Genomic DNA, 13958 nt, shown 5'->3' with positions numbered 1-13958 from the left:
AAGGCTATAATGCCCGAGATATGGGTGCAAAATTTTTTCTATGATGTTCTGTAATTCCATAAAGGCCAATAGCGTTAAGGTGCTCTTTTGTCCCATATCCTTTATTTTTATACCAATTATATTCAGGATGCTTATTATGCAATTCTTGCATAAGCCGATCTCTCGTAACTTTTGCAACGATTGAAGCTGCTGCAATTGATGTACTCAAATTATCACCATTTACTATGGATTTCACTTGCCATTTCACTTCAGGTGGTTGATTACCATCAACTAGCACATAATCTAACTCTAGGTCCAAGTCTATCAACGCACGTTTCATTGAAAGTTTTGTTGCTTGCAAGATATTGTATGAATTTATTTCTTCTACGCTTGCCATTCCTATACCAAATTTTGCAACGGATATTATTTTTTCATATAGGACTTGCCTACATTGAGGAGTCAACTTTTTCGAGTCGTTGATTCCATCAATAATTGTATTTCTATCAATAAACACTACGGCTGCGGATATTACTGGACCAGCTAGCGGACCTCTTCCAACTTCATCCACTCCTGCTATCACTCCTGATAATTTATTTTCTAATGTAAAGTCTGGGTATTTCATAGGTTTTTATAATAAGAAAGTTATAGTAAAAACTGAACAGATAATAGAAATTATCCAAAATTTCATAACGATTGCATTTTCTGACCATCCCTTCTTCTCAAAGTGATGATGTATTGGTGCCATAAGAAAAACTCTTTTTCCTTCTCCATATTTAAACTTTGTATATTTAAAATATGATATCTGAATAATAACAGATAGAGTCTCTATTACAAAGATTATTCCAATAACGGCAAAAAGCATTTCTCTTTTAATTAGGACACTAGTTAACCCTAAAGCTGCGCCTACCGACAAGCTACCAACATCACCCATAAATATTTTTGCTGGGTGTGTGTTAAACCACAAGAAACTTAGAATAGCTCCTATAAATGCAATGCAGAATAAAGTAATATTCATATCTGCTTGAGTTATATATGCAATTAGCCCCAAAAAAGCAAAGGAAGTGATGACTTGAGTTGCAGCAAGGCCATCCAAACCATCTGTGAGATTCACAGCATTAGAAGAGCCGACAATTACAAACGCAGCAAACGGAACATATAGATAGCCAAAATCGATTATTACTCCTTTAAATAGGGACGTTTTTGTAAAACCTTCAGCAGAGTATAGCTTAAGTATAAACACACCAACCAGAGCGACAATAAACTGAATAAGTATTTTGGTTTTTGCACTTAAACCTCGATAGTGATTTGTCTTCAATTTTAAATAATCATCAATAAATCCAAGTAGAGCAAAAAATAGAGTTATCAATATCAGCAGCAAAATTTCTGGTGTTAACTGAGCCCAGAGTAAAATTGGTAATAAAGAAGAAATCAGTATTATTATTCCGCCCATAGGTGGTACATTCTTTTTTGTTATTAAATGACTTTCTGGTCCACATGATCTAATTGGTTGCCCATCTTTGCTTATTTTTCTTAGAAGCTTTATAAAATAGGGAAAAAGAATAAACCCAAAAATAAATGAGGTAAAAAATATTTTTGCAGCTAAGATCATCTAAATTGACTAAGTATCATACCACCTATAGCTAATAAAGCCAACTTCTGTCATCCTATAGCCTTCCTCTTTCGCTTCATTCTCCCTTAACTTGGTGCGCATAACTACAATAACTCTGGAATAGTATGAAGAACTATATTGTCATTTTCTATTTCATCGTTTCCTGTAAGGTAAAACTCGCTATTTGCATCTGTTGCTGTGTATTTTTTATTAATTTTAGAAGGATCATAAACACCATACTCTGCTTTTGTATGGTAATCACAATACTGAAACTTACCCTCTTTATTGAAAGAGCTAAATTCATCAATTAATGTAGCCATTTTCCTACCTTTTTTACCACTTATGAATTCGAACACGGCAACTGAATAGTGACCTGGAGAGCCTGGTTCAGGAGATTCTTCTGTAATAAAAAATGATGGCCGATGGCTAAGTAACTCGCCAAGATTTGGGTTATATTCTTTTTTCATACAACTTAAACTTATAAATTTATATTCATCTGAAACGTTCGAATACTGTGGATCGTATTTTTTGTATTCAAAGAATTCATTACCTAAAAAATTACAAAACGTTAATTTATAATCATCATTATTAAATTTAATAGCTTTTAAATAGTGAAAATCCCTTGGGATAACTACCTTCTCTTGTGTAACGTGATTACGCATAATCAATTGATCGTTGAATATGTAGTAACCTATTTTTGGTAAAGTAGCTATGGGCTTATCATTCAAGACAATATTTGCTTCATAGATATCAGGCGATAATTCTTCCCCTTTTTGCAAAGTAAATTTCTGCTTTTCGCTGTTAGTCTTGGTTAAATTGCCTATTATTGTTGATACATCACTTATTGTTAATACATCACATGTATTTTGTTTATATTGATACTGATAGCAGTTATCTTTATCATATATTGAAACACAAGCTCCATCCTTATCTGATATATAGATATTGTCATCTTTTATTGTAAAATAAAGTCCACCTTTTTCCTCTTTAATCTTGTTGAGTATTGGATCATTTTCATCATAAAAATTAATAAATTTTAGTACTCCTTTTAATGGGTTTCCAGAATTATAAAGTGATAAACCTACACCAGAATTTGGACCCGTTATGTCTTGCAATGTAACGTTTATTGTTTTTCCTTCTTGAAGTTTGTTAACAATAGCGCCTTTATCTTTACCTATAATGTCCTCTTGTTCTATAATAAAGTCCTGGCCATTTAGTTTCAGAGCTGAGTTCCCTTCATATAAAACTATTTTATCCTTGTCCCACTTTAATTTTACATTACGAGTGTCCTTTATATCCACCGCACCATTATTGTGTGAATTGAGAGTATACCCGTTCTTGTCCTTGTTTTCCTTTAGTATGTAATATGCAGTAGGAAGTTTAATCAGCTTTTTATAAAGCGGATCTTTATTATCTATTTTGAATGTATATTGTCCCATACTATTTCCACCCAAATTTACTTTAACAGTTTTTTTACCTTAAATAGCCAACAGCATTTTGATTAATGGCACTTTGGCTAGTAGGAGAAGTTACATTGTTTATAAAACTTCTTGGCCGCTCATTACCTGTTATTACTTTTTCAGTATTGACGAAATTTTTCAGCTGCTCATTATTTGCTAATGTTCTTTCCATACTATCTTTAAAAGTAACTAAAAATTTTTCAGTTTGTTGATAATTAGGGCATGATTTTTTTGCAGCTGCACACAAGAGTTTTAACAGCTCGTTACGACTTTCATCATTAAATAATGACCTATCTAGAATGGTTGACTGTAGTTTTCCTGGATCAAAATTTAAGCTTTTCTTTGGAATGCGGCATTTTGAAGCTGTTTCTTCTAATACTTTTTCAAATCTCATAACAATATCTGCTGCATCTATTATTTTTACCACTTGATTGAGCTCCTGTATTTCATTCTCTATTTTATATTCATCTTGTCCTACCGAAGGATAAAAGAAATTTATTACTTGAGATATAAATGAAGTTGGCCTACTTGCTCCACTTGTCACTGGTTGATCATTAAAATATTTCTTTCTTTCAGCCTCTCTCTTTCCTCTACGTGCAGCACAGACTTGATCTGTAGGGCTTGTCTTACAAAATATATCTTTAGTTTTACTATAAAAAGCTTCAGCATTTTGTTCTGATTGCAACGCTTTATCTGCAAATCCTTCAGTATCATCTTTTATGTTTTTTACTTCAGCATTTAATCTTACAACATCTTCTTTATCACTTTTAGCATCTTTAGCGAAATTTTCAGAAGCACTTTTAGCATCTTCTGCTGCCTTTTTAGCATCCTGGATTTCAATTTTTGTTTGATTCATCTTGCGCAAAAACTGATCAGCCTCTGCAGCACCTACCCCATCTTCTCCCTTTGGACCAGGAGCTCCATCTTTACCAGATGTTCCTTTAGATCCTGGAACACCCTGTCCACCTCTTGGTCCTTGCACAACTACCAATAAACTATCACCTTTAGGACCAGCATCCCCTTTATCACCAGACACACCTGGCGCTCCATCTGTACCTGGAACACCATCTACTCCTTGAGGACCTACTGGACCTGAATCTCCTTTATCACCTTTAGGACCAGCATCCCCTTTATCACCAGACACACCTGACAACCCAGTATCCCCTTGTTCCCCTCTTGGTCCAGGCACTCCTGGTAATCCATTTGCTCCTGGTGCTCCAATTTCACCATTATCTCCTTGATCACCCTTCAAGTCTTGAGGACCAAGATCATCTTTTTGTCCTTGTATACCTTGTGTGCCATTGGAACCCCTTGGACCTTGATCACCTTTCTCCCCTTGTGTACCCTTCAAACCTTGAGGACCAAGATCACCTTTTTGTCCTTGTACACCTTGTGTGCCATTGGAACCCCTTGGACCTTGATCACCTTTCTCCCCTTGTGTACCCTTCAAACCTTGAGGACCAGGCATTCCTGGCAATCCGTCAACTCCTTTATCCCCCATATCCCCTTTAGAGCCAACTTCTCCTTTTTCTCCTTGTACACCTTGCGTACCATTAAAGCCTATTGGGCCTTGTATGCCTTGAGCGCCTGGAAGACCTTGAGTGCCATTAAAGCCTATTGACCCTTGAGGACCTGGTATTCCTGGAGTTCCCATATCACCTTTTTCCCCTTGCGTACCATTAAAGCCTATTGGGCCTTGAGGACCTGGTATTCCTGAAGTTCCCATATCACCTTTTTCCCCTTGCGTACCATTAAAGCCTATTGGGCCTTGTATACCTTGATCACCCTTCAAGCCTTGAGGACCAATATCACCTTTTTCTCCTTGTACACCTTGTGTGCCATTGGAACCCCTTGGACCTTGATCACCTTTCTCCCCTTGTGTACCCTTCAAACCTTGAGGACCAAGATCACCTTTTTGTCCTTGTACACCTTGTGTGCCATTAAAGCCTTTTGGACCTTGTATTCCTTGAGCACCTTTTTGTCCTTGCAAACCTTGAGCACCTGGAAGACCAGGGGTTCCGTCTTTACCAGCTTGACCTAGCGTTCCTATTGCGCCTCGATTACCTTTTATTCCTTGCAAGCCTTTTTCACCTGGAAGACCTTGCGTACCATTAACGCCTTTAGGACCTACATCTCCTCGATCACCTTTTGCTCCAGGAGTTCCTGGTGATCCAACGTTACCTGGGTTACCTTTTTTACCTGCTGGACCTGTATCACCTTTTGGACCTGGAGTTCCTGTATCACCCTTATCTCCTTGCATGCCATTAAAGCCTTTTGGACCAACATCACCTTTTTCACCTACATCACCTTTTGGTCCGGGCATGCCTGGTAATCCATCAACTCCTTTATCACCCCTATCACCTTTAGGACCTACTTGACCCTCCGAACCTTTAATACCTGGGTAACCTGGCTGGCCCACTTTACCTTCCCAGCCCCTTTCACCTTTCTGTCCTTGATCGCCAATTTCTCCTTCCTCTCCTTGATGACCTCGCAAACCTGGAGGGCCAGTTTCGCCTGTTGAACCTCGAGGACCAGGCAATCCCGTATCTCCTTTAGGACCTACCTGACCCCCAGGACCAACTTCACCTTTGAGACCAGGAGCTCCTGGGGTTCCATCTGCTCCTTTAGGACCAGGGGTTCCATCTTTTCCCTTTGGACCTAAATAACCTTGATCGCCCTTTTCACCCTTTATACCTTTCCTAAAGTTTTCATCACTTGCAATGCCCTTCGGTATGTCTTGAGTAATAAACTCCTCAAGTGTTTTACCTTTTAATTTAGTTATAGGCGTATTAAATAGCACTTGTTCGAATCTTTCTATTTTACTTGATAGTAAACTATCTGCCACATCCTCGGGATTTGCATCGCTTCCCGGCTCGCCCCGCTCACCTTGTATACCTGGAGGACCTCCCCAACCTCTAAAATCTATATCTCCTTTATCACCCTTTGGACCTTTATCACCTGGCTCACCTTTAGAACCTGTACATGATCTCAAGAAAGGAATAAACTAAGAGATAATATATATAAGTTAGGATATATGAGGAGTTTATACCCAAGTGATATAAGTCGGGAAAGATTTGAGATTATGTTACCAGATCTAGAGTCCTGTAGAAAAAAAACAAAACCAAGGAAACTTGATTTGTATGATGTATTTTGTGGAGTGTTATACGTTCTGAAAAGCGGTTGTCAGTGGAGAATGCTACCAAAAGAGTTTCCAAAATGGCGCAATTGTTACGACTATTTTAAGAAGTGGAGTGAAAAACCAGATGCAGATAAAGAAAGTGTTCTGGAGCTGGTGTTAAAAAAAAATAGTTGGCGTGGTCCGACAAAACAATGGTCGGAAAGAAAAAACCAGCTTCTGCATAATTGATGCACAGAGTGTAAAAAATGCAGATACTGCTGAAGAAAAAGGCTATGATGCAGGCAAAAAGATTTCAGGAATAAAACGCCATATTGCAGTAGATACGCAAGGTTTGCCCCATGCAATTTATATAACAACAGCAGAGATATAGCATTTCTCATAATAGTCCGAACAGGTCATAAGAAGGCAGAATCAACAGCACGACGAAAGGATTCGAATAGAGGAATGTTTTTCCTAGCTCTGTTTTTTATAGCAAACCAATGATGCTCAATTTTGTTGAAATCTGGAGAATACGGCGGCAGATACAAAATTTCTGCACCAACTCCTCTAGCAAGCTCGATAATCTTACCAGACTTATGAAAAGTAGCATTGTCAAGAATGACAGTCTGTCCAGGTTCCAAGATCGGTGTCAAAAATTGCTCAAACCATCCATTAAAAACATCCATATTACAGTGGCCTTCAAAGGTTAATGGAGCAACTATCTTTCTTCTACTTAAGGCTGCAACCATACTGATTCGTTGAGTTTTCTTCCCAGATTTTAGGCCATAAAACCGCTGTCCTTTCTGGCAATACCCATATGGATAGTCCTCTGTGTTATCAATGCCAGACTCATCTATATAAACTAAGTTTTCTGGTTCTTTTGTTGCTATAATTTTTAAGAATTCAGCACGTTTTTCTTCGTTTCTTTCCTTGTATCCATATGTCTTTTTTTGCGCGTAAATCCAATTTTTCTGAGAGCTCGGTGGATCGTTTGGATACTAACGTTGCCCCAAAGTTTAGCCATTTCCGACAGAGTCTTTCCTCCGTTTTCTCTGGCAAATTTAGCAAAGGCATCCCAGTCGGTAATTTTGTGATTGTAACCTCCATTTCCAAGTTTTTTTGATTGAAAGTCTCCTGTTTCTTTTCTTCTTTGCTGCCACTCCCATAAAGTAGTTCGTCCAATTTTAAATCTTGCTGCCACTGTTTCTCTGCTTCCTCCCTCCTCTAGCGCTTCCATTGCTTTTTTCCTTAAGTCATAACTATATGCTGCTGGCACTCAACCTCCTTATCATCGTCTATCCTTATCTTATCACATCCGGACTTCTATGAAAAGAGCTATAACTGACCGTAGCAGTGCTGTGAGAATGGTCGAAAATGCAAAAGAAAACCTCTCGGGAGTTAAAAATGTACTGGTTGATGCAGGCTATACTGGAGAGAATTTTGCAACTCAAATAAAAACGATTATTGGTGCAACCGTTGAAGTGATAAAAAGAAATGAATTACATTCCTTTGTTGTATTGCCCAAAAGATGGGTTGTGGAGCGATCTTTTGCTTGGTTAGAAAAATGTAGAAGATTGTGGAAAAATTGTGAGCGAAAACTCAATACTAGCCTACAAATGGTCGTTCTGGCTTTCACTGCCTTACTTCTGAAAAGATTATGAACAGGCTCTAAGATACTATTTCGCATAAGATGTGATAGAAAGCATTTTTTGATTTTAAAGCACTAAACCTTCAGCCAACCTCTTAGCCCTATAGTTTTTGATATGGTCTGGATCAAAAGCCTTCTTTGAACTTAGAACACCAAAAACAATATGGAGTAACTTACGCATCGCAGCTCCCACAATGGCCATATTATGCTTGCCTTTTTCTTTTAATCTCTTGCAAAAAGTCATAATAATAGGATTGTGATTTTTAGCTACTATAGCAGGAAAATACATTGCCTTACGTAGTGTTCGTGAACCTGATTTACTTAATCTGGGTTTGGCATATACAGAGGGTTATATTTCTCGGTATAACTCCTGCATATGCTGCTAATTGCCTGGCATCTCTAAAAGCTTTTATGTCAGGAACCTCAGCTAAAATAGCTATTGCTGATTCTTCTCCTATACCTGAAATAGTCAGTAGAAGTTGAAAATTTTCCAACAATTCTTTGTGTTGATTTAATAGTTCACGTACGGAGTTTTTTATTGTTTCTATTTTTTGAGCTATATTCATTGCAAGGTCTTCCCAAGCATTTGCAACTTCTTTGGGAAGTATCTCTTTTTTTTCTAAGTGGTTATTTACTAATGTTAACTCATCTTTTAACGCAACCGAGCAACGATAAAGATGTTTTAACTTTTTTAACTCAGGAGAAGCAACGAGTTGGTTCCTGTCTTTGGCAATAATCAGCAATAATTTCTGCGTCGGTCTGATCATTCTTTTGTCGTACAAGCTTACTCCTTGCATAAGATTTTATGCAATAAGAACACTAACAAAATATCCAGCATTGTGAAGAAATTCAGCCAAAGCTTCACCATAACAACCAGTAGCTTCCATACAGGCTTTTACTTCTTCTACATTATGTTTTTGTAGAAAGTCCTGCAAACCTTGAAACCCAGAATCCTCGTTTTTAAAATTCCTTTTCCTAGTTTCACGTTTTCCTTTTTTGCTTATGAATGAAAGAAAAACATCAAAGCGATCTTTTGATATGTCTATTCCTAAAAAGTTGTTGATCATATATAACCCCATACGTTACCATTTAAAATGAAAAGTAAGGCTTACCTTGTGAATACAGAATTAGAACCATTTAGGTTTTTCTACGATACCGTCCAGCCTATACTTTTGAGAAGGGAACTCTTATCTGCAGCACAGATTTTATATCTAAGCCAAATGCCAAAGTTTTTCCCTTCTCCATCTAATGCTTAAGCTTAAAACATTAAATGCTTTTTACAAGATACAAGCCCCTTTCTCGTCATGCCGCTGCGAATCGTCATACCGCCGCGGCGCTAACAAGTAGCGGGATGATGAGGCTTATCGTCATGCCACCGCGAACCGTCATACCGTCACGGTATCTCTTAGCCGCTAACAAGTAGCGGGATGACGGTTGTCAGGTTAGCTGTTATCCCAGTTTTTGACATTGGGATGACAACGAAGGGCTACTTGGATGACAGGGAAGGGTGCTGGAATGAAGGTTTTTCAAATTGTCGATAAACCTAAATCTATAATAACTATTTGCCTTTTTTCTAGGTTATGCAAGAAGTCTACTGAATAACAGTAAGATTTTTCAATCCTGTTCCACAGCAAATTTTAATGCCATGTGAGTAGTTATAGTGCTGTTAACAATCAAAATGACAAAAATTAAGATGGTAATTAGTAGTGTATAAATATTCAAGGACAAATTTTCAAATTGAGTTAGCATTTTAAAATACACAAAGGTTGGCATTATCATTGGCAAAACAAGAATTTGCGATACTCCTGATGCTAAGTTGTTTCGACCAATCATCAATGCATTTCCAGTAGCTGAAATATTAATGATTATCAGCGTATTAAATAATAAAGACACTCCAACTGCTATTGAGTGTTCAACACTATTGCCTAGAATTGCAAAGATGAATATGGAAGAAATTACTGAAATCGGTAACCCAAATAATAACCAGTGAGCGAAAATTTTATAAGCAACTGTAAGCCTAGAAGAGAGTGGCTGTACAAAGATTTGCTCTAATATTCCATCATGATAATCAGATGTAAACAAATTATTTGTAGAGATCTGCAAAACAAATGTAGCACATATCCATGTTAATGTTAACATAACTTCTTGTTTATTGTTGTTTTCAAGTGTAAATGAAGATAAACTTAACATTATGATAAAAATACATACTATATAGGTAAGGTTCTTATCATCTATTACTAATTTTTTTACTAAATAGATCATACTAGGCTTTTAAATGTTTATTATAAATTATAGTGTTTACTTTGAGGTAGTATAATTTTTTGTTCATAAGTTATATAAGGTTTTATTATTTTTTTGATAATGCAATTATGGAAAAGTTACCAAAAATAAAGTCACCAGAAGATTACACTCTTTCAGAAGATGAAGAATATATGAGCGTAAAACAACTGGAATACTTCAGCTTAAAGTTACAGTCAATACTCACTGAGCTGGAGAAACAAGAACTAGAAGAGAATAGTATTGATACATACTATTCTGATGGAGATAGTGGAAACGAGGAATTAATCAAGCGTCGAAAAGATAGAAAAGAAAAAATTAAGGAGGCGTTAGAAAAAATAAAATTAGGCACTTATGGTTACTGCGATGGAACAGGAGAAGAAATAGGAGTCAAAAGACTTAAAGCTAATCCGCTTGCTATATATTGTATTGAAGAGCAAGAGAGAGTAGAAAAAGAAAAGAACGTGTACAACATTAACGATTAATTTACACATAAGTGGTGAGCCATGATTTATTAGACTTCAGGGTATTCTTAAGGAGCAAGAGGCGCTGAAGTATATTATGCTATAAAGAAAGTGGAAAATTGGACATTCTCAACTCGACTCCTGCAGATTAAAAATTAAGTTGTATCCGTTCAGGCAATGGCGTCAACTTAAGGAAAAATATCAGCGATAGTGTATAAAATTTCTCTCTAAATTTTTTATCATTAAATTATCCAAAGAGTGCAAGAAACAGCACTTTTGTTTCTATTTTATTTCAACAAAAAAGTTTAAAATGTGCCTTTTTTAGGTGAGGCATGCAAAAAGGAAAAGATCTTATCTTAGAACCTGTACATGATCTCAAGAAAGGAATAAACTAAGAGATAATATATATAAGTTAGGATATATGAGGAGTTTATACCCAAGTGATATAAGTCGGGAAAGATTTGAGATTATGTTACCAGATCTAGAGTCCTGTAGGAAAAAAACAAAACCAAGAAAACTTGATTTGTATGATGTATTTTGTGGAGTGTTATACGTTCTGAAAAGCGGTTGTCAGTGGAGAATGCTACCAAAAGAGTTTCCAAAATGGCGCAATTGTTACGACTATTTTAAGAAGTGGAGTGAAAAACCAGATGCAGATAAAGAAAGTGTTCTGGAGCTGGTGTTAAAAAAAAATAGTTGGCGTGGTCCGACAAAACAATGGTCGGAAAGAAAAAACCAGCTTCTGCATAATTGATGCACAGAGTGTAAAAAATGCAGATACTGCTGAAGAAAAAGGCTATGATGCAGGAAAAAAGATTTCAGGAATAAAACGCCATATTGCAGTAGATACGCAAGGTTTGCCCCATGCAATTTATATAACAACAGCAGAGATAACTGACCGTAGCAGTGCTGTGAGAATGGTCGAAAATGCAAAAGAAAACCTCTCGGGAGTTAAAAATGTACTGGTTGATGCAGGCTATACTGGAGAGAATTTTGCAACTCAAATAAAAACGATTATTGGTGCAACCGTTGAAGTGATAAAAAGAAATGAATTACATTCCTTTGTTGTATTGCCCAAAAGATGGGTTGTGGAGCGATCTTTTGCTTGGTTAGAAAAGTGTAGAAGATTGTGGAAAAATTGTGAGCGAAAACTCAATACTAGCCTACAAATGGTCGTTCTGGCTTTCACTGCCTTACTTCTGAAAAGATTATGAACAGGCTCTAAGGAATTAGTCCTAAGCGTGTTGATTTCATTTATAGACTCTGTCTTTGTTACAGTTATCGCCGATATTGAATTTTCCTTATTGCTGTTTATCTCATTCAAGTGCGATCTTGCAGCATTTAGGAGCTCACTTAACTTTCCATCAGTCATCTGTACAATTTCAGACACTGCACTCTTATCTACTATTGATTCCAATGCTTTAGCAAGATATGCTAGTTGATCTGGTGTACTATTTGCTGCTAAATCCTTAAGTCTTTTTTGTAGTGCATCAATTATCCCTTTTACCTCAGTCATCTGCACAACGTTGGAAATAGCTTTTTTATCTATTATCAATTCCAATGACTTAGCAAGATATGCAAGTGTCACGCACTAACTGTACGAACATTGGGAAATAAGAGTAATTTGTACCAAGAAAAAAGATGTCATCCCAGTGCCCAGACACTGGGATCCAGATTGGACACTAAGTTGGTGAGTATAAAAGTAGCTAACCTTATGTTAAAACACAATATTTTTGGTGAGGGGTTGCATTAAAAGCTGGATTCCAGTGTCAAGCACTGGAATGACATCGTCTTAACATTGTACCATATTACGATGTTCGTACAGTTATGTGTCACGCTACTTGGATGACAAGAAAAGGTTTCTAGAATGACGGAAACGAAGTCATATATAGAAAATAGGTTAGGTATTTTCAACTTTTGTATGTATACTTAAATCAAAACACTCACTTTTAGTATGTAAATGGATATAGTAAAGTTTGTTTTATTACTGCCAACAATATTACTCATGCTAGTTGCTGGTGTTTACCTGTCGGTTAAACTAAAATGGTTACAGATATTTAGATTGCCGTACGCCCTTTCACTCATTGGAGTTAAAAGAGGAGAAAATAAATTTTCTTCTATAGCCGCCCTGTTTACAATCTTAGGGGGAAATTTAGGAGTAGGAAATATTTCAGGAACTGCTGTTGCTCTAAAAACCGGGGGACCGGGCTCTATTTTATGGATGGCAATAATTATTGTTATCACTTCTGTGATAAAATATGTCACTTGTTATCTAAGTATAAAAACCAGAAAGGAAAAGAACGGACGGTTTATAGGTGGCCCTGTAGCCTACATGGCTGATGCATTTAACTCTAGAAAAGCTACAATTGTGTTTCTAGTTGTTATGATAATGGTTTCAATAACAGTTGGTAACCTTGTTCAGGTAAATTCTCTATCAATACCACTTAACATGATAGATGTGCCTGTAGTCATTGGTGGCATTGTAATGGCCATAATATTTTTTGTTGTTGCAGTTCTCAGCTTAAAAAAAATTAAAATTTTTATATCGGCTATGATACCGATAATGACGGTAAGTTACCTCATACTTTGCGGTATCATATTATTTAAGTTTAGTGAAAATATCCTTCCTTCTCTAAAACTAATAACAAGCAGTTTTTTTACAACTAGTAGCTTTAACTCTGGTTTATCTCTAGGTTTGATTTTAGAAATGTTGACTATTATTCAAGTTGGAACTTTGCGAGGTATTTTTGCAACAGATATAGGACTTGGCCTTGAAGGAATCGTGCACTCTTCAATTGTTCCTAAGAAAAATAACAATAAATTTATTATTGAACAGAGCCTAATCACAATAATATCGCCTTTTATAGTTGCATTCATATTGTTCATTACAACGATGGTACTGCTTGTCACAGATTCTTGGGTCACTGATTTAGAGAGTACTAACATGTGCATATTTGCTTTTAGAAAAGCTATGAATTGGCCCTATATTGACTATTTAATTATGGCCATAATGTTTTGTTTTGCTTTCACTACTATTTTTACTTGGTTTTTTTGCTCAAAACAGACAATACGCTATGTGTCTATGGATAATAAATACACTAAAATCTGGACTGTAGTTTTTACCTTAATCATTCCACTTGGTGCAATAGGTAAAGTCCGGTTGCTATGGGCTGTTGCTGATATCTCGATTGCTGCTTTGTTGTTTATCAACATACTCGCTATACTCAAGCTAACCTCTCAAGATCCAGAAGTGTTTACTGTGAGTAGCAGATATTTGAAGTTGCAAAAACAGAGCTATAGCTAAAGCAATTTAGGCTATGCAGCTGTTGTGATATAAGAGTGATTTCCGCCAAGAAGGATGTCATCCCAGTGCCCAGACACTGGGATCCAGGAATCTTGATTG

9 protein-coding genes and 4 pseudogenes are annotated in these 13958 nt (G+C 36.6%); 5 read left to right on the top strand and 8 right to left on the bottom strand.

What is annotated here, in order from left to right; genetic code table 11:
- Positions 1-4 precede the first annotated feature (4 nt).
- The 4 genes from ABWU71_RS01420 to ABWU71_RS01405 form a co-directional block, all read right to left on the bottom strand.
- The gene (locus tag ABWU71_RS01420; protein WP_015589381.1) at positions 5-601 is read right to left on the bottom strand and encodes a ribonuclease HII; all 597 of its coding nucleotides are present in this window, start codon (positions 599-601) and stop codon (positions 5-7) included.
- Between the two features lie 6 nt (positions 602-607).
- Positions 608-1588 (bottom strand): phospho-N-acetylmuramoyl-pentapeptide-transferase, encoded by a 981-nt coding sequence (gene mraY, locus ABWU71_RS01415; RefSeq protein WP_353284614.1) that lies wholly within the window; start codon positions 1586-1588, stop codon positions 608-610.
- 104 nt (positions 1589-1692) lie between these two features.
- On the bottom strand, positions 1693-3042 hold the full coding sequence (locus tag ABWU71_RS01410) for a hypothetical protein (protein WP_353284613.1): 1350 nt from the start codon (positions 3040-3042) through the stop codon (positions 1693-1695).
- Between the two features lie 19 nt (positions 3043-3061).
- On the bottom strand, positions 3062-5848 hold the full coding sequence (locus ABWU71_RS01405) for a hypothetical protein (protein ID WP_353284612.1): 2787 nt from the start codon (positions 5846-5848) through the stop codon (positions 3062-3064).
- 234 nt (positions 5849-6082) lie between these two features.
- Here ABWU71_RS01405 and ABWU71_RS01400 point away from each other — a divergent pair.
- A pseudogene (locus ABWU71_RS01400) lies at positions 6083-6554 on the top strand (IS5 family transposase); the annotation flags it as partial.
- A 28-nt stretch (positions 6555-6582) separates the two neighbouring features.
- Here ABWU71_RS01400 and ABWU71_RS01395 read toward each other — a convergent pair.
- A protein-coding gene (locus ABWU71_RS01395; protein WP_353284076.1) for an IS630 family transposase occupies positions 6583-7442 on the bottom strand; the annotation gives its coding sequence in 2 pieces (ribosomal slippage) (positions 6583-7118 and positions 7118-7442; 861 coding nt in all).
- Between the two features lie 61 nt (positions 7443-7503).
- Here ABWU71_RS01395 and ABWU71_RS01390 point away from each other — a divergent pair.
- Positions 7504-7827 (top strand): annotated as a pseudogene (locus ABWU71_RS01390) (transposase); the annotation flags it as partial.
- Positions 7828-7881: 54 nt separating this feature from the next.
- Here ABWU71_RS01390 and ABWU71_RS01385 read toward each other — a convergent pair.
- Positions 7882-8881, bottom strand: a pseudogene (locus ABWU71_RS01385) (IS110 family transposase).
- 547 nt (positions 8882-9428) lie between these two features.
- The gene (locus ABWU71_RS01380; RefSeq protein WP_353284611.1) at positions 9429-10076 is read right to left on the bottom strand and encodes a heme exporter protein CcmB; all 648 of its coding nucleotides are present in this window, start codon (positions 10074-10076) and stop codon (positions 9429-9431) included.
- A 107-nt stretch (positions 10077-10183) separates the two neighbouring features.
- Between ABWU71_RS01380 and ABWU71_RS01375 the strand changes: the two genes are divergently transcribed.
- Together ABWU71_RS01375 and ABWU71_RS01370 are read left to right on the top strand one after the other, a co-directional pair.
- Positions 10184-10576 carry a TraR/DksA family transcriptional regulator gene (locus ABWU71_RS01375; protein WP_353284610.1) on the top strand — a complete coding sequence of 131 codons (393 nt, stop codon included), beginning with the start codon at positions 10184-10186 and terminating at the stop codon, positions 10574-10576.
- A 400-nt stretch (positions 10577-10976) separates the two neighbouring features.
- A protein-coding gene (locus ABWU71_RS01370; RefSeq protein WP_265023453.1) for an IS5 family transposase occupies positions 10977-11769 on the top strand; the annotation gives its coding sequence in 2 pieces (ribosomal slippage) (positions 10977-11240 and positions 11242-11769; 792 coding nt in all).
- A 106-nt stretch (positions 11770-11875) separates the two neighbouring features.
- Here the strand turns inward: ABWU71_RS01370 and ABWU71_RS08030 are convergent.
- Positions 11876-12143: pseudogene (locus tag ABWU71_RS08030) on the bottom strand (hypothetical protein); the annotation flags it as partial.
- 372 nt (positions 12144-12515) lie between these two features.
- Between ABWU71_RS08030 and ABWU71_RS01365 the strand changes: the two are divergent.
- Positions 12516-13859 (top strand): alanine:cation symporter family protein, encoded by a 1344-nt coding sequence (locus ABWU71_RS01365; protein WP_353284609.1) that lies wholly within the window; start codon positions 12516-12518, stop codon positions 13857-13859.
- The last annotated feature ends 99 nt before the right edge of the window (positions 13860-13958 follow it).

Origin of the sequence: Wolbachia endosymbiont (group A) of Lasioglossum fulvicorne (assembly GCF_964028605.1) — a bacterium.
Lineage (GTDB): Bacteria > Pseudomonadota > Alphaproteobacteria > Rickettsiales > Anaplasmataceae > Wolbachia.
This window is presented reverse-complemented; position numbering and strand designations above follow the sequence as displayed.

Excerpts from the sequence above, each read along its gene's own strand:
- ABWU71_RS01420 (WP_015589381.1), bottom strand. The coding sequence starts at position 601 with ATGAAATACCCAGACTTTACATTAGAAAATAAATTATCAGGAGTGATA.
- mraY (WP_353284614.1), bottom strand. The coding sequence starts at position 1,588 with ATGATCTTAGCTGCAAAAATATTTTTTACCTCATTTATTTTTGGGTTT.
- ABWU71_RS01380 (WP_353284611.1), bottom strand. The coding sequence starts at position 10,076 with ATGATCTATTTAGTAAAAAAATTAGTAATAGATGATAAGAACCTTACC.
- ABWU71_RS01375 (WP_353284610.1), top strand. The coding sequence starts at position 10,184 with ATGGAAAAGTTACCAAAAATAAAGTCACCAGAAGATTACACTCTTTCA.
- ABWU71_RS01365 (WP_353284609.1), top strand. The coding sequence starts at position 12,516 with ATGGATATAGTAAAGTTTGTTTTATTACTGCCAACAATATTACTCATG.